Annotated in this window: 16 protein-coding genes; 5 read left to right on the top strand and 11 right to left on the bottom strand. The window is 50.6% G+C overall.

The genetic code is table 11. The features are described 5' to 3' along the window. Positions 1-159: 159 nt before the first annotated feature. Both CRG49_RS03990 and CRG49_RS03985 read right to left on the bottom strand, forming a co-directional pair. Positions 160-1,101, bottom strand: coding sequence for a bile acid:sodium symporter family protein (locus tag CRG49_RS03990; protein ID WP_095503213.1), 942 nt, complete (start codon positions 1,099-1,101; stop codon positions 160-162). A gap of 219 nt (positions 1,102-1,320) precedes the next feature. Next, positions 1,321-2,235: an NAD(P)H-hydrate dehydratase gene (locus tag CRG49_RS03985; protein WP_095503209.1), complete on the bottom strand. Its 915-nt coding sequence runs from the start codon at positions 2,233-2,235 to the stop codon at positions 1,321-1,323. A 76-nt stretch (positions 2,236-2,311) separates the two neighbouring features. On the opposite strand from CRG49_RS03985, the gene CRG49_RS03980 reads away from it, so the two are divergent. After that, positions 2,312-2,971, top strand: a complete 660-nt coding sequence (locus CRG49_RS03980; RefSeq protein WP_095503208.1) for a cytochrome b/b6 domain-containing protein — start codon at positions 2,312-2,314, stop codon at positions 2,969-2,971. 58 nt (positions 2,972-3,029) lie between these two features. Here the strand turns inward: CRG49_RS03980 and tadA are convergent, their stop codons facing one another. From tadA to CRG49_RS03950, 5 genes are all read right to left on the bottom strand, one after another. Beyond that, positions 3,030-3,749 (bottom strand): tRNA adenosine(34) deaminase TadA, encoded by a 720-nt coding sequence (gene tadA, locus CRG49_RS03975; RefSeq protein ID WP_095503207.1) that lies wholly within the window; start codon positions 3,747-3,749, stop codon positions 3,030-3,032. 1 nt (position 3,750) lies between these two features. Next, positions 3,751-4,701 carry a tRNA (adenosine(37)-N6)-dimethylallyltransferase MiaA gene (gene miaA, locus CRG49_RS03970; RefSeq protein ID WP_095503206.1) on the bottom strand — a complete coding sequence of 317 codons (951 nt, stop codon included), beginning with the start codon at positions 4,699-4,701 and terminating at the stop codon, positions 3,751-3,753. Positions 4,702-4,792: 91 nt separating this feature from the next. After that, entirely contained in the window at positions 4,793-6,091 is a 1,299-nt protein-coding gene (gene aroA, locus CRG49_RS03965) for a 3-phosphoshikimate 1-carboxyvinyltransferase (protein WP_095503205.1), read from the bottom strand. A gap of 429 nt (positions 6,092-6,520) precedes the next feature. Then, entirely contained in the window at positions 6,521-7,651 is a 1,131-nt protein-coding gene (locus CRG49_RS03955) for an aminotransferase class V-fold PLP-dependent enzyme (RefSeq protein WP_095503203.1), read from the bottom strand. Between the two features lie 487 nt (positions 7,652-8,138). Next, positions 8,139-9,026, bottom strand: a complete 888-nt coding sequence (locus tag CRG49_RS03950; protein WP_095503212.1) for a LysR family transcriptional regulator — start codon at positions 9,024-9,026, stop codon at positions 8,139-8,141. A gap of 248 nt (positions 9,027-9,274) precedes the next feature. On the opposite strand from CRG49_RS03950, the gene CRG49_RS03945 reads away from it, so the two are divergent. Next, complete coding sequence (locus CRG49_RS03945) at positions 9,275-10,738, top strand: DUF3360 family protein (protein ID WP_095503202.1); 1,464 nt, start codon at positions 9,275-9,277, stop codon at positions 10,736-10,738. A 65-nt stretch (positions 10,739-10,803) separates the two neighbouring features. Here CRG49_RS03945 and CRG49_RS03940 read toward each other — a convergent pair whose 3' ends face one another. The 4 genes from CRG49_RS03940 to purM form a co-directional block, all read right to left on the bottom strand. Continuing rightward, on the bottom strand, positions 10,804-11,514 hold the full coding sequence (locus CRG49_RS03940) for an alpha/beta hydrolase (RefSeq protein ID WP_095503201.1): 711 nt from the start codon (positions 11,512-11,514) through the stop codon (positions 10,804-10,806). Continuing rightward, entirely contained in the window at positions 11,474-11,707 is a 234-nt protein-coding gene (locus tag CRG49_RS03935; RefSeq protein ID WP_095503200.1) for a hypothetical protein, read from the bottom strand. The genes CRG49_RS03940 and CRG49_RS03935 overlap by 41 nt, the downstream gene beginning before the upstream one ends. 44 nt (positions 11,708-11,751) lie before the next feature. Continuing rightward, positions 11,752-12,342 carry an HD family hydrolase gene (locus tag CRG49_RS03930; RefSeq protein ID WP_095503199.1) on the bottom strand — a complete coding sequence of 197 codons (591 nt, stop codon included), beginning with the start codon at positions 12,340-12,342 and terminating at the stop codon, positions 11,752-11,754. A gap of 65 nt (positions 12,343-12,407) precedes the next feature. Next, complete coding sequence (gene purM, locus CRG49_RS03925; protein ID WP_095503198.1) at positions 12,408-13,442, bottom strand: phosphoribosylformylglycinamidine cyclo-ligase; 1,035 nt, start codon at positions 13,440-13,442, stop codon at positions 12,408-12,410. A 210-nt stretch (positions 13,443-13,652) separates the two neighbouring features. On the opposite strand from purM, the gene CRG49_RS03920 reads away from it, so the two are divergent. The 3 genes from CRG49_RS03920 (at position 13,653) to mog (ending at position 16,223) form a co-directional block, all read left to right on the top strand. Further along, entirely contained in the window at positions 13,653-14,723 is a 1,071-nt protein-coding gene (locus tag CRG49_RS03920) for an AI-2E family transporter (protein ID WP_095503197.1), read from the top strand. Positions 14,724-14,826: 103 nt separating this feature from the next. Further along, positions 14,827-15,543, top strand: coding sequence for an S-methyl-5'-thioinosine phosphorylase (locus CRG49_RS03915; protein ID WP_095503196.1), 717 nt, complete (start codon positions 14,827-14,829; stop codon positions 15,541-15,543). A 95-nt stretch (positions 15,544-15,638) separates the two neighbouring features. Continuing rightward, positions 15,639-16,223, top strand: coding sequence for a molybdopterin adenylyltransferase (gene mog, locus CRG49_RS03910; protein ID WP_095503195.1), 585 nt, complete (start codon positions 15,639-15,641; stop codon positions 16,221-16,223). Positions 16,224-16,274: the final 51 nt, after the last annotated feature.

The raw sequence follows: 16,274 nt of genomic DNA, 5'->3' as shown, positions 1-16,274 counted from the left end.
CCGCCGACCGAGAAAGACATTGGACTATGAGACACCGGGTGATCTGTTTTCAGCAGCCCTTGCCAATGGCATTTGAGCGTTGCACTTGAAATGCGAATGTAAGTGTACTTAAATCTTGGGTTTTGCAAAGGTCTCGGCCTTGTTTTAATTCAGCAAGAATTAAGCGTTTTTATCCGCTTTACCGGCCCAATAAGAAGCCAGCAGCGAGCCGGAAATATTGTGCCATACGCTAAACAGCGCGCTCGGCACAGCCACCACCGGTGCCGCAGCAAAGTGTGCCGCCGCCAAAGCTGCACCTAAGCCGGAATTTTGCATGCCCACTTCGATGGATAAGGTTTTTTGTGCATCGTAAGGCAGTTTGCAGAATTTGCCTGCCAAAAAGCCCAGCAGATAACCGATGCCGTTGTGCAACACCACTACACCGAAAATCAACAAGCCGCTTTCAACGATTTTGCCTTTGCTGGCGCCGACCACCGCACCGATAATCAGCGCAATCGCAATCACCGAAATCAACGGCAACACGCCAACGGCTTTTTCGGTTTGGGTTTTAAACAGCGTATGCGCAATCACACCCAATATAATCGGCAGCAACACCATTTTCAGAATCGATACAAACATCGCCGTAGCATTGATGTCGAGCAATTCGTTGGCCAGCAGCATAAAAATCATCGGTGTGAAAATCGGTGCCAGCAAGGTAGAAATTGAAGTCACCGCTACCGATAAGGCCACATTACCGCGCGCAAGATAAGTCATCACATTGGATGATGTACCGCCCGGGCAGCAGCCGACCAAAATCACACCCACAGCCACTTCAGGCGGTAGATTAAATAATCGGGTGAGCAGATAAGCCACCAGCGGCATAATCACAAATTGTGCCACCACACCGATAATCACGGCTTTTGGGTGTTGGGTGATGATTTTGAAATCCGACGGGCTGAGCGTCAAACCCATGCCGAACATCACCACGCCGAGCAAAATCGGCACATATTGCAGCACCCATTTAAAGGTTTCAGGGGAAATAAACGCGATGATGGCGCACAAGGCTGCCCAAAAAGCAAAGGTTTTGCCAATGAAATGGCTGATTTGAGTAAGCTTATTCATGATTGTTGACAATAAAATAAAAATCGCAAGCATACACGCCTTGGCGGCAGAATGCAAAATAGGCCGAGACCTTTGCAAAATCCCTACCTTTGGTACATTCCTTCGTTGTGCGCTGCTACAACTTTGAACTGTACTCAAATCAAGGGTTTTACAAAGGTATCGGGCCGTCTGAAAACGAGTTTTCTATTTTCAGGCTGCCTGCTATTCAACATTTAATCATTAGGCATGCCAAAGTTTCACCGGATTCGTCGTTTGATTGGCGAGCCGATTGCGCAGCCAGCGTGCAGCCGGTGCGATTTCGCCGGCCAGCATACCGATTTCACCGATTTGGCTGTCACGCAATACATCCGCTGCAGCCCCGTGCAACCACACGCCGGCTTGCACGGCTTCTTGTGTGTCAACCCCTTGCACCAACAAGCTGCCGATGATGCCGCTCAACACATCGCCGCTGCCTGCCGTCGCTAATCCGGCATTGCCGCTGAAGTTAGTGTAAACCTGCCCATCGGGTGTGGCGACCAAGGATTGATGGCCTTTTAATACGGTGACGGCATTGAATGTTTGACTAATCGTTTTTGCTGATTCCATGCGGTTGGCCTGAATATCGGCGGTAGTGGCTTGCAATAATCGCGCGGCTTCGGCAGGGTGCGGTGTCAGTACCAATCGGCCGTGCTGTTTGGCTGATTCGCGACTGGTCGGCGAGTGGGCGAGTAAGGTGAGCGCATCGGCATCGAGCAATAAAGGCTGGTTTTGGGTGTGTTGCAACGCCCATGTGATGATGTGTTCCGATTCTTCATGCAAACCCAAACCGCAGCCGACTGCCCATGCGCTGATGTCTGTTCGTTGGTGGAGTTGCTCTGCCGTGGCCAGCATGATTTCAGGCCGCTCGGGAATCACGGCAAAGGGCAAACCGGGTTGGTTAAATCCTGCCCAAACCTTGCCGCAGCCTTGATACATCGCCGCTGTGGCGGCCAACACAACGGCGCCGCTCATGCCTGTCGCGCCGCCGATGATGGCTAAAGTGCCGTAAGTGCCTTTGTGGGATTCGGCTTCACGCGGGCGGAACACATTGGGAAATTGCGCGGCCGTCTGAAAAATTTGTTCCGGGTTAAGAATGTGATAAGGTGGATAAATCATGATGATACCGTTGGCAAATTTGGTTAAAATAGGGCAAACACAAACTTATTTCCATCTTATAAGAAAGAACACGACAATGAAACAGAAAATCAAAGTTTGGGATTTGCCTACGCGTATTTTTCACTGGACGCTGGTGTTGGCGATTGCCTTTATGTGGTACAGCGGTCAAACTGGCGGCAACTTACTGGCTTGGCATTTACGCTGCGGCCTGTTGATTTTGGCTTTGGTGGTGTTTCGTGTGTGTTGGGGTTTGTGGGGCAGCGATACGGCCAAATTCAGCCAGTTTGTGCGCGGGCCGAAACAGATTATCCGCTACCTTAAAGGTGAAATCACTGAAAACGAGCAGCCCGGCCACAATCCATTGGGTGCATTGATGGTGTTGGCTTTGTTAGGCGCGGTGTTGGTGCAAGTGACGACCGGCTTGTTTTCACCCGATGATAATACCTTTATTTACAACGGCTATTTAAACAGCTTGGTGAGCAGCAGCACTGGCGCGACCATGCGCAAAATCCACTTTGGCTTTTTCAATCTGCTGCTGATTTTGGCGGCGGTGCACATCATCACCATTTTGGCGTATAAATTTTTGAAAAAACACAATTTGATTACGCCGATGATTACCGGCTATAAAGAATTAGAAGGCAAGCTGCCATTGCTGAAATTTGCCAGTTCCGGCAAATTCATTGCGGCTTTGGCGGTGGCGGTGATTGTGGTAGCGATTGTGGCGAATATCGGTTAAATCGATGTTTCATTAACTAAAGGCCGTCTGAAAGATTTTCTTTCAGACGGCCTTTAGTTTAATTGCGTCTTTTCTGAAAAAAATCCTGTAACAAATTTCGACATTCATCTGCCAATACGCCGCCCAAAACGGCGGTGTGCTTGTTGAGCAAACTATTTTCAAACAAATTCAACACGCTGCCCGCTGCGCCGGTTTTCGGTTCGGCTGCGCCAAAAATCACCCGTTTCACCCGCGCTTGAATCAGGGCGGATGCGCACATGGCGCAGGGTTCGAGCGTGATGTAGACATCACAGCCGTCGAGACGGTAATTGCCCAATGCCGCGCCTGCTCGAGCCAACGCACGGATTTCGGCGTGATGGCTGATGTTGTGATCGTGCACGCAAGTATTGTGGGCAGCGGCGATGATTTGGCCGTTGTGCACCACCACCGCGCCGACGGGAATTTCACCCATTTGGGCAGACTGCTCGGCTTGCTGCAACGCCGCTTGCATAAATTCTGCTATTTCAGACGGCGTAGGGAACACGGCTACGGGCGGATGCTGCTTGATTTGTTCGCTTAATGCCGCTTTTTGTGCGTCGCTTAAATCGGTAGCGGCAATGCCGAGCAGCAGAGCCTCGAGTTGCCATAAGGTGCTTTGCGTGACGGTGCAGCCGGTGGCTTTGAGCAGTAAAAACGCTTTAGCCGAACCAACTTCACGCAAATCGGCTAAGGTTTCGATGCCCAAGCGATTCAGCATGGCTAAGGTTTTTGGGGCGATGGGCGGAGTGCTTAACTTCATTTCAGACGGCCTGTTGATCAAAATGCTGGCGCACCAAATTCAAGGCCGTCTGAACATAATCGTCTTCGCCATAAGGATCAAGCGCGTGGGCAAAAGGGATTTTGCGCAACCAAGTGAGCTGGCGTTTGGCTAGTTGGCGCGTGGCGATGATGCCTTTTTCGACAAAGGTGTCGTAATCGGTCAGGCCGTCGAGATAATCCCATGCTTGGCGGTAGCCGACGCAGCGCATGGCGGTGGAATCGGGCGTTAATTCAGGATAGCGGCTTTTGAGCATCTGCATTTCGTCTAAAAAACCTTGTGCCAACATCTGTTCGAAGCGCTTACCGATTTGCGCGTGTAATAAGGCGCGGTTTTCGGGAATCAGCGCAATGGTGCACAAATCCAGCGGCGGCGTGTGGGCGGATTGTTCGGCAAAATGTCGGCTTAAGGGTTTGCCGGTGAGCATGAACACTTCCAAAGCGCGTTCGATGCGTTGGCTGTCGTTGGCTTTCAGACGGCCTGCAGTTTCGGGATCGATTTCCTGTAAACGCTGATACAAATGCGCCAAACCGTGCGCGGCTTTATCGGCTTGAAGCTGAGCGCGGACAGCGGCATCGGCTTCGGGCAAATCGTTCAAACCTTCGGTCAGCGCGTGGAAATACATCATGGTGCCGCCGACAATCAAAGGCAGCTTGTCGCGCGCATGAATCTCGTTGATCAAGCGCACGCAATCGGTGACAAATTCCGCCGCGCTGTAGCTTTCCAGCGGTGAAATGATGTCGATCATATGATGCGGCACGGCGGCGCGTTCTTCAGCGGTGGGCTTGGCGCTACCGATGTCCATGTCGCGGTACACCAGCGCCGAATCCAAGCTGATGATTTCCACCGGCAGGGTTTCGGCGATTTTAAGCGCGAGGCCGGTTTTGCCGCTGGCGGTCGGGCCGAGAATGGCAAAGGCTTTGGGCGTGTTCATAAAAACGATTCAAATAATATAGAACGGTAAATTATAACAAAAAGGCCGCCTGAACGTTTTGAAGTTTCAGACGGCCTTGGCATATTAAATCTTACAACGCTTCGGTAATCTCACCGAACACGTCAAAATAAGTCGGGAAGGTTTTATGCGTGCATTTCGGGTCGTTGATGACAACCGGCACGCCCAGCAGCGACACCAGCGAGAAACACATGGCGACGCGGTGGTCGTCGTAGGTGTCGATAGCGGCATCGGCGTTTAATTGCGCCGGCGGTGTGATGTGGATGGCTTCGGCCTCTTCCACTACTTCCGCACCGAGCTTACGCAATTCATTGGCCATTGCGGCAATGCGGTCGGTTTCTTTAACGCGCCATGAACCGATATTGCGCAGGGTGCAGGGCTTGCCGCTGGCTAAGGCTATCACGGCCAAAGTCATTGCTGCATCGGGGATGTGGTTGGCATCCAAATCAAAGGCTTCTACCGCTTGATTTTCTGCGCGTGAGATTTCGATAAAATTATCGCCCCACACCACATCGGCGCCGATTTTTTCCAATTCGCGCGCAAAAGCCACGTCGCCCTGAATGCTGTTCAAACCAATGCCGGTCACGCGAATCGGTGCGCCGGAAATCAGGCCGGCACCCAAGAAATAAGACGCGCTTGAGGCATCGCCTTCGACGTGCAGAACATCGGGCGCATGGTAACGCGCATCTGCCGGAATTTTGAACACGCGGTAGTCTTCGTTGGCCACGTTCACGCCGAACTGCGCCATCAGCTTCAGCGTGATGTCGATGTAGGGCTTGGAAATCAGCTCGCCGACCATGTGGATTTCAAACGCTTCGCCGGTGAGCGGCAACGCCATCAACAGCGCGGTCAAAAATTGGCTGGATACGTTGCCTTTAATCGGAATCACGCGCGTGCCGTTGTCGGTGAAGGTGTTGATTTGCAGCGGAGGATAATGCTCGTTGCCCAAATATTGAATGTCGGCACCGGCAATGCGCAGCGCATCGACCAAATCACCAATCGGGCGTTCGTGCATACGCGGCACGCCGTGTAAATGGTAATTGCCACCCAAAACGGCTAAGGCAGCGGTTAATGGGCGGAATGCGGTGCCGGCATTACCCAAAAACAAATCGGCTTCACGGTTGGGGAATGCGCCGCCTGTGCCGTGCACTTTCAGACGGCCTGTTTCTAAGAATTCAATTTTTACGCCCAGTTTGTCTAAGGCTTCAAGCATGCGGTCGGTGTCGTCGGATTTGAGCAGCGAGCGGATTTCGCAGACATTGTCGGACAACGCGGTCAGCAGCAACGTGCGGTTGCTGATGCTTTTTGAGCCGGGCAGGGCAACGGTGGAGGGTTTGAGGCGGGAAGCGGGTAAGCGGATGGATTCAGTCATGATGTTGAGAATGAAAATAGTGGGCTAACAGAATAAACGCATTATACACAGTTCGCCTTGATTACGGATAAGCAGTCTGCAAGGCTGATGTGGATTTGCGCTATTTTAATGAAGCTGAATCCATGTTCAGACGGCCTTTTATTAGAAAATAGCTCAATCGCGCATGAAAATGGCGCAACTTGGATAAATAAAAATATAAATGATTGGGTGTGGCCAAGATTAAAAAGGCCGTCTGAAAGTTATTGGCTTTCAGACGGCCTGAGGCCTTTGCAAAATCTTCATCTTTGGCACATTTCTTCGTTATGCACTGCTCGAAAGCTTGCCTATCTAAGTGATATGCCTGCGCTTTCGGTGCTGCTCTAACTTTGAACTATACTCAAATCTGAAGTTTTGCAAAGGTCTCAGCCTATCTATTGATTGATATTGCGCTTAGCCTACTTTGGCTAAGGCATCGGCAAATGAAGCAACGGTGCGGTCGATGTTTTGTAGCTTATCCAAGCCGAACAAGCCTAAGCGGAAGGTTTGGAAATCGCTGCGCTCGCCCACTTGCAGCGGTACACCCGAAGCAATTTGCAGGCCTTGTGCGATAAAGGCTTTGCCGTTTTGAATATCGGGATTGTCGGTGTAGGCCACCACTACGCCCGGTGCTTCAAAGCCTTCAGCAGCCACGCTCGGAAAGCCGCGTCCGGCCAATAAACGGCGGATTTTGTTGCCTAATTCAGTTTGGCGGTCGCGTAGGGTTTCAAAACCGATGGCTTCGGCTTCGCGGATGACTTCGCTCAAGCGGAACAAGCCGTCGGTCGGCATGGTGGCGTGATAAGCATGGCCGCCGTTTTCAAAGGCTTCCATGATTTGCAGCCATTTTTTCAAGTCCACAGCAAAGCTGTCGGACTGGGTTTCTTGCGCTTTTTGGTAGGCGGCTTCGTTCAACATCACCAAACCGGCACACGGCGAGCCGCTCCAGCCTTTTTGCGGTGCGGAAATCAACACGTCGATGCCGAGCTTTTCCATATCCAGCCACATGCAGCCAGAAGCAATGCAGTCAATCACCAGCAAGCCGCCGACTTCATGCGTGGCTTCGGCTAAACGGGCGATGTAGTCGTCGGGCAGGATAATGCCGGATGCGGTTTCAACGTGCGGCGCAAACACCACGGCTGGACGGTATGCGGCGATTTCGGCGCATACTTCGTCAATCGGTGCGGGCGCAAAAGGCGCTTGGTATTCGTCGGCTTGGCGGGCAGTCGAGACTTTGATGTCGTCGGTGATGCGGCCTTGCTCAATGATTTGCGTCCAACGGTAGCTGAAAAAGCCGTTGCGCACAATCAGGCATTTTTGGTCGCGGGCAAATTGACGAGCCACGGCTTCCATGCCGGTGGTGCCGCTGCCGGGAATCACGGCAACGTGCTGGGCGTGGTAAACAGATTTTAAGGTGGCGGAAATATAGCGTAAGGCCGTCTGAAATTTTTGCGACATGTGGTTTAAAGCGCGGTCGGTATAAACCACCGAATATTCCAGCAGGCCGTCTGAATCGATTTCTGGGCGAGGCAATGGGGCGGACATGGCGTTTCTCCTTGCGTTGTAGTTGGATGTTGTGCAGAAATCATATCATTTAAAAAAGGCAAATAAAAGGCCGAGGCCTTTGCAAAACGCTTTTGAAAGTCAGTGTAAACAAAAATGAAGCTAATGACGGCAGTTTTGGTTTTATTAATGATTCATCAGTCTTGCAAAGGCCTCAGGCCGTCTGAATTTGATTTTCAGACGGCTTTTAAAAAATACCAAAGTGAAAAGTGAATCAATTTGATTGGTTTTGAATGTTTTAAGATTTTGAAATTAAGATAAATTTAAACAAATTATCAGTAAAACTAATCGAAATTATCAAAAAAGAAAATTAGCCAAACTGCATGCTTGCGTTTTTAATGGCGTCAACGACAGGCACTTGCCGATGGTGTCAGACGAGGTTTCGGGTTAACAACTTGCGTGTGTCGCAAACTTAAGCGGTATGGCTTTGAAGACGGTCATACCGCTCTTTTTTTGTATTGGCCGCGTTTTAATTCGGCTTAATCTGCCAAATTTCTTCTACACTTTGCTTCAACAGCTGTAAATCGGGGTTGTCTTCATATTCGCTGGCGTAAATAAAATGCATCGGCATGGTTTGGCGGTATTCTTCCAACACCGACAGCGGACGGCCATCGCGAATAGCGGCATCGGCTTTGTTGCTCGGCACCATCGCCACACCTATGCCGTTAATCACCAAATCCAAAATGGCTTGTGGATAATCACATAAGATTTGGCGCTTTGGCGACAGGCGGTTGGCGCGCCAGAATTGTTGCAGGTGCTTGCTGCTGCCGGATACGCCCGACATTTCGATCCAAGTGTAATTTTCCAGGCTTTTCGGGTTGGCGCGAATGGCGGCTTCTTCGCCTTGCGGGCAAATCAGCGAGTAAGACAGGTTTTGCAGAAACAGGCTGCAAATGCCGCGCTGGTTGATGTTGCCCAAGAAAAAGCCGCCGTGCAGCGTTTTATTTTGAATGCGTGAGAGAATTTCGCCGCTCATGCCGTATTGGATGTGCAGGCGGGTATTGGGTGCGTTTTGGTTGATGAGGGCGGTCAGGTTGGCGAGTTTGGTGGAATCAATCGGGTGGATGATGCCGAGCTGGGTTTCTTCGGTGAAATCTTGCGCCAATGTTTTGGCAAATTGCTCGAGCTTGTGCTTGTGTTGCAGCAGGGCTTCGGCTTCAGGCAGGAACACTTCACCGGCGCGAGTAAGCGTCATGCCGTTACTGGTACGGTTGAAAAGCGGGGTGCCTAAATCATTTTCAATGGCTTTGATTTGGGCAGAAACGGCAGGTTGCGAGAGAAAAAGACGTTCGGCCGCTTGGGTCAGGTTGCCTTGATGCGCGACGGTCACAAAGGATTTTAATTGGTTGATGTCCATTTTTCGGCTTGATTTTGTTTTCTTATAATCGATTTTTAACATAATTTTGCCTTTTCTGAAAGTCAAAACAGGCTATCAAATCAAGGCTTTCAGTAAACATCATCAATAAATCGGATAGCAGCTATCAGAAAATAAGATTTGTTTCATTGTTCAGACGGCCTTTTAATAGGCAGCGGTTTGCTGTTGGAGGAGAATGAAATACGGCAAACCGTGACACACGAATTTATAAAAAAAATAGGAAGTAAATAATGGACACGCAAGAAAAAAGCTATGCCGAGCTGCATCAACCGAGCTCGGCCTTCGAATCGCGCGATGCGTATTTGAACCATGAATTGCAAATCATGCAGCCTAAGCGCTGGCGGCCGAATCTGCCGTTTCGCGATTACCGCTTTGAGTGGGAGGACATGATTCCGGCGATTGCGGCGACCATCGGTAAAGTGGTGATGGTGGGTGCAGTGGCCGCGGCTTTCGCAGGCCCTTTGGGTTTGCCGGAAGATTTCATTTTGGAAAACGTGCGCTATGAATTGTTGATTGCGGCGGCGTTTATTTTGATTTTGTCGGGCTTTTTGCTGCCCGGTGCCAACTTACCCGGCACCCACGGCCCTTTGATTCCACTGATTCCGATTGTGGTGGCGGCAGGTGGTCATCCCTTGGCTTTCGGTATTTCGATTGCAATATTGGGCTTGCTGATGGCGATATTCAAAGGCGGCTCGCTGATGGCCAAGCTCACGAGTAACGGTGTGTGCGGCGGTTTACTTCTGTATCTCGGTTTTATCGGCACCACGGGGCAGGTGAAAAAGCTCTTTGATTGGGCGGGCACCTTTGGCAAACCGCATATTGCCTTTATCGTGATTATGGGCACGATTCTGATGTATGCCTTGTTGGAGCATTGGAAAAAACGCTGGCTGGCGGTGCCGCTCGGTTGCGTGTTGGCCGGTTTTACAGCATTTATCTTGGGCGCGCCGTTTGCTTTTGAAACCGAACCGGGTTTGCCACCAATGAGTCCTGCTTACTGGTGGGGTGAAAACAGCGGCTGGATGCTGGGCTTGCCGGACATGAACAGCTTCTTGGTGGTGTTCCCGTTTGCTGTGTTGGCGGTGGCGATGTGGTCACCGGATTTTCTGGGGCACCAAGTGTTCCAAAAACTGAGCTATCCTGAAAAAACCGAAAGAATGCACATGAACATCGACGACACGATGGTGAGCTGCTCGATGCGCCAAGCAGTCGGCTCGGTATTGGGTGGTGCCAACTTCACTTCATCGTGGGGCACTTATATTGTTCCTGCTTCGATTGCCAAGCGTCCGATTCCGGCTGGTGCGATTTTGACCGCGTTTTTGTGTATCATCACTGCCTTGTGGGGCTACCCGATGGACTTGGCGATTTGGCAGCCGGTGTTGAGCGTGGCTTTGGTGGTGGGTGTGTATGTGCCGCTGCTGGAAGCGGGCATGGAAATGACGCGTAAGGGTAAAACCACGCAATCTGCTGCGATTGTGGTGTTCTCTTCGGCGCTGGTGAATCCGGTGTTTGGCTGGTCGCTGACCATGCTGTTGGATAATTTAGGTTTAATCGGCGACAAGAAACGCAGTATCGAATTGGGCTTTGCCGGTCGTGTGCTGGTGCCGGTGATTGGTTTTACCGTGTTGTGTTTGGCAATGGGTGCTGTGGGCATGCTGCCGGGCATTCCGGCCTTCCTGCCACAGTTTAGAACGTAAAAACCATCCATAAAAAATGCCGTCTGAACATTCTTCAGACGGCATTTTTTATGGTTGAAACCACATCACAAATGCTGCTTGAGGAAATTTAAAACGCGGCGGTTGTTGGCATCGTTATGAAATTCCGGTGCCATGTGGCCTAAACCTTCAATCAACACCCATTCGCTTGGAACATTCACGCTTTGCAAGGCCAAATGCATTTTCAGCGACTGGGTGTGAGGCACGGCGCAATCTCTGTCGCCGTGGAACAACAGCGCCGGCGGCATATTTGCATGCACTTGATGAATCGGGCTGGCGGCATCGGTCGCGCGATTGAAAGCGGCGCTGTCAACCGCTTCACCGACCAATACGCCTTCACGCGTGTTTTCAGACGGCGTGGCTTTGTTGTTACTACAATTTTTGGCCATGTGTTCCATTTTCATATTGCGCAAATCGGATACGCCGTAAAAGCTAACCAATGCGCGGATTTTGTCACGGCCATGCGCAGCGGCGGCAAGCTGCGCCAAATGTGCGCCTGCGGAATCGCCTATCACTGCAATGCGCTTGGTGTTAAAGCCGTATTGTTTGGCGTGGCGGCTTAAATAATCTATGGCTTGGTTAATATCTTGCGTTTGCGCTGGGAAATGTGCTTCACCGCTTAAACGGTAATTGACCGACGCCACGGCATAGCCTTCGTTGAGCAAGGCTTTAATCAAACGATGCACACCGGTTTTGGCTTGGAAGGCGGCAAAATCTTTATCCCCCCACTTTCCAGCCGCCGCCGTGAATATACACAATCAGCGGCGCATTTTTTGTGTGCTTGCTTGGCAGATAAATATCCAGCACATGAGCTTTACCGCTGCTGCTGCCTTGCACATAGGCAATATCGGCATAAGCAGGGCGGTTGGCTTCGGCGGCATCAAACGATACGGCTGCGGTTGCCATTAAAGGCAGGGCGCATAAGGCGGCAAAAAGTTGAGTCAGTTTCATGATGTTTCTCCTTTATTTTTCAGACGGTCTTTTAGCAAATAAGTTTACTTGTTCAAAGTGCCAAACCAGCCTTGGCGCTGGTGTTCAGCCAATTGATGATGGATATATTGCCATAATTCGGGGAACACCGACTCAATCGGCTGACGAATGCGCTTGACCACTTGCTCGTAGCTGACACCGTTTTCAACCCAGCTTTGGCCGTTGCTCGCCAGATTGAGCAAGGGCGGCATGGCGCGGTCGAGTGCATTGGCAAATTGGGCGGTTACGGTTTGATTGTGTTCGAATTCCAGCCATAAATCTAGAAATTCCTGCTCGGTTGCGGCATGGTTGAGCAAACCGAATATGCGTTTTACCGCCGCCAATTCTTTTTCTTTTTCCGCCTGCCAATCGATATTGGCGTAGATGATGGTGTCGCCAATGTCGATTTCACCGATGTCGTGGAGCAGTAGCATTTTAATGGCGCGGTTAATATCGACTTCAGGTCGGGCAAAGCGTTGCATGGCCAGAGCCAATAAAGCGATTTGCCAACTGTGCTCGGCGGCATTTTCATTACGGTTCTGGCCGACGGGCTTGTTGGCGCGGATGACGTTTTTGAGTTTATCGACTTCTAAAATAAACTGAATAATGTGTTGCATGGTATTTCCGATAGAGCAAGGCCGTCTGAAAATATTTTTCAGACGGCCTTTGATTGGCTTAAAAGTTAAGCGACTTGGGTTTGGTGTTCGTCGCCGTTGCGCTCGCGGATTTCGCCCAAGCGGTAAACGGTTTCACCTTGTTCACGCAAGAAGGCGGCCACTGCTTCGGCATCTTCTGTGGCGATAATCACGACCATGCCGATGCCGCAGTTGAAGGTGCGGTACATTTCCTGCTGCTCGACATTACCGGCTTGTTGCAGCCATTGGAACAATTTCGGCAACTCCCATGCTTTGGCATCGATTTGGGCAACGGTGTTTTCCGGCAAAACGCGTGGTACGTTTTCAGTAATGCCGCCGCCAGTGATGTGCGCCATGCCTTTAATGGTGAATTGTTGCAAAGCGGCCAAAATTGGTTTCACATACAGACGGGTTGGGGCGATGATGGCTTCGCGCAGGGTTTTGCCGTTGTCGAACTCGGCATCCAAATCGGGATTATCACGCTCGATGATTTTGCGTACCAATGAATAGCCGTTGGAATGTGCACCATTCGATGCCAAGCCCAACACCACGTCACCGGCCACAATCGAGCGGCCGTTAATCACGCGGTCTTTTTCGACCACGCCAACCGCAAAACCGGCCAAGTCGTATTCGCCTTCCGGATACATGCCCGGCATTTCGGCGGTTTCGCCGCCAATCAATGCGCAGCCGGATTCTTCGCAACCTTGGGCGATGCCTTTGATTACGTCGGTGGCGCGCGCCACATCGAGTTTACCGCAGGCAAAATAATCCAAGAAAAACAGCGGCTCGGCACCTTGCACCAAAATATCGTTCACGCTCATGGCCACCAAGTCGATGCCCACGGTGTCGTGTTTGTCCCAATCGAAAGCCAATTTCAGCTTGGTGCCGACACCGTCGGTACCACTGACCAAAACCGGATTTTGGTATTTTTTGCTGATTTCAACCAATGCGCCGAAGCCGCCCAAATCACCCAGCACTTCAGGGCGCATGGTTCTTTTGGCAAAGGGTTTGATGTTTTCAACCAGTTGGTCGCCTGCGTCGATATCGACACCGGCATCACGGTAGCTTAATGAAGTGCTCATGCGGGTAATTCCTCGTATAAGGGATGGGACGAAATAATTGCGCGCTATTTTACCTTATTTTGCGCAATTTGGCGTGATTATGTCGGCAAATTTTTGCTGATTTTGTAAACAATCGGCAAGCGGCTTTTGTTCAACGCATTTCCTTATTCTGCATTCAGACGGCCTCTGCTATACTTTAAGCCGTCTGAATGTTTATGAACGGTTTAACCCATGTATCAAAAGAAACCGCGCGGCCATAAGCCGTGGATTATCATGACCGTGGTGTTGGTCTTGCTGGTGTGGTTGCTTTATGCGCTCGGCAATATTCTGACGCCGTTTATTGTGGCGGCGGTGTTGGCTTATGTGCTCAATCCGATGGTGGAATGGCTGCAGCGCAAGCGTTTTAAGCGCGGTATCGCTTCCATGATTGTGATGATTTTTGCATTGGCTGTGCTACTCGCCTTGCTGCTGATTATTGTGCCAATGTTAATCGGTCAGTTTAATAATTTAATCGGTCGCTTACCGCAGATTGTTGATTTTCTGCAAAACACATTGTTGCCGTGGGCAGAGCGGGTTGGTGGTGATTTTATCGACTTTGATACCGAATCACTGATTGCTTGGGTGCAGTCAAATACGGGCGAATTGAGCAATACGCTTAAATCGGTGATGCCCACTTTAATGAAGCAAAGCAGTAATGTGGTAATCGGTTTGACCAATTTAATGCTGCTGCCGTTTTTGCTGTATTACTTTCTGCTCGACTGGAAGCGCTGGTCTTACGGCATCAGCGCCCTAGTGCCACGCCGATTCATCGACAGCTATACACGCATCACCAATAATATGGATCGCGTGCTCGGCGAATTTTTACGCGGTCAGTTGATGGTGATGCTGATTATGGGCTTGGTGTATGGCATTGGCTTGATGTTGGTTGGTTTGGACTCAGGTTTTGCCATTGGTATGATTGCCGGTATTTTGGTGTTTGTGCCTTATCTGGGTGCGTTTACCGGCCTGCTGCTGGCGACGATTGCGGCGGTGTTGCAGTTCGGTTCGTGGCCGGGCTTGCTGATGGTGTGGGGCGTGTTTGCTGTGGGGCAATTCTTAGAAAGCTTCTTCATTACGCCGCAAATTGTTGGCGACCGTATTGGTTTGTCGCCATTCTGGGTGATTTTCTCATTGATGGCGTTTGGCCAATTAATGGGGTTTGTTGGCATGTTAATCGGCTTGCCGTTGGCCGCGATTACGCTGGTGTTGGTGCGTGAAGGCGTGACCAATTATTTCGACAGCCATTTTTACAAACATAAATAAATACGAGTTGATCAGGCCGTCTGAAACGTTCAGACGGCCTGTTGTTGCATTTTTTATCGATAACCGTTAAGCTAAATCCGCTTGATATTCAAAGGAGAACATTATGCTGGCAGTAATCGGCGGAAGCGGCTTTACTAAGCTGCCCCAATTGAGCATAACCAATCGCCGAATTGTGCGCACGCCTTATGGTTTGACCAGCAGCCCTTTGCTGTTTGGCAAGCTCGGCAGCCAAGACATTGTGTTTTTGGCGAGACACGGTTTTGGCCACACCATCGCCCCGCATGAAATCAATTATCGCGCCAATATTTGGGCGTTGCATTCTATTGGTGCGCAAGACATCATTTCCGTAGCTTCCGTAATCAGTATCAATGAAGACTTGGAAAGTGGCAGCTTGGTGATACCGCATGATTTAATCGACTACACCCACGGCCGTGGTGCTACTTTTTTTGAAGGGCAGGAACAACCGGTTGTCCACACCGATTTCACCTCGCCTTATACCCAAAGCTTGCAAGCAAAAATAATTGCACATGCGCAAGCACATGACACGCCGGTTTACCGCAAAGCCGTGTATGGCTGTTTGCAAGGCCCACGCTGGCCGACCCGTGCCGAAATCAACCGCTACCGTCAAGACGGTGTCGATGTGTTGGGCATGACTGGTATGCCCGAAGCCATTTTGGCGCGCGAATTAGACATGAATTATGCCCATTTTTGCGGCATCATCGGCATGAGCTGCATTGGTGAGGGCGCGAGTCAAGATGGTTGCGTGATCGAATCGCACCAATCTATTGAAAAAATCCGCCGTTTACTGGTTGATTTGTAAATCAGTTTTAGGCCGTCTGAACATTTATCATTGATTTAATCCGCAGGCCGTCTGAATGTTTCAGACGGCCTGCTTCAAGTAAAAGAGAACAACACATGAGCGAATCTACTTTAGCCACCATCACCATCGGTTTGGTGTCCACCAGCGACCGCGCCAGCAGCGGTGTGTATGCCGATGAAGGCATTCCTGCACTGAAGGATTGGCTGCAAAGCGCGGTAAAAAATCCGATTGATTTTGTCGAAGCCTTGATTCCTGATGAGCAAAGCGAAATCGAACAGGCTCTGAAAAACATGGCCGATGCGCATCAATGCGATGTCGTGTTCACCACCGGCGGCACCGGCCCAGCGCCAAGGGATGTCACCCCCGAAGCCACCTTAAATGTGGTTGAAAAAGAAATGCCCGGTTTCGGCGAGCAAATGCGCCAAATTAGCTTATATTATGTACCGACTGCTATTTTATCGCGCCAAACCGCCGGTATTCGTGGCAAAACCTTAATCATCAATCTGCCTGGCCGCCCGAAAGCCATCGCCGAAACGCTGGGTGGGGTGCGCGATGAACAGGGTGAAATTAAAGTGCAAGGCTTATTCAGCGCAATTCCGTATTGCGTGGATTTAATCGGTGGGGCATTTATCGAAACCGATGCCGCAGTGAGCAAAGCGTTCCGCCCGAAACAGAAATAATCAGAAAAGTCTCTCGAAAGGCCGTCTGAAAAGCGTGAATTGAAGTGCAGA

Source organism: Neisseria sp. N95_16 (assembly GCF_002551535.2).
Lineage (GTDB): Bacteria > Pseudomonadota > Gammaproteobacteria > Burkholderiales > Neisseriaceae > Neisseria > Neisseria brasiliensis.
The sequence above is the reverse complement of the archived record's forward strand: the minus strand, read 5'-3'. Positions and strand labels throughout refer to the sequence as shown.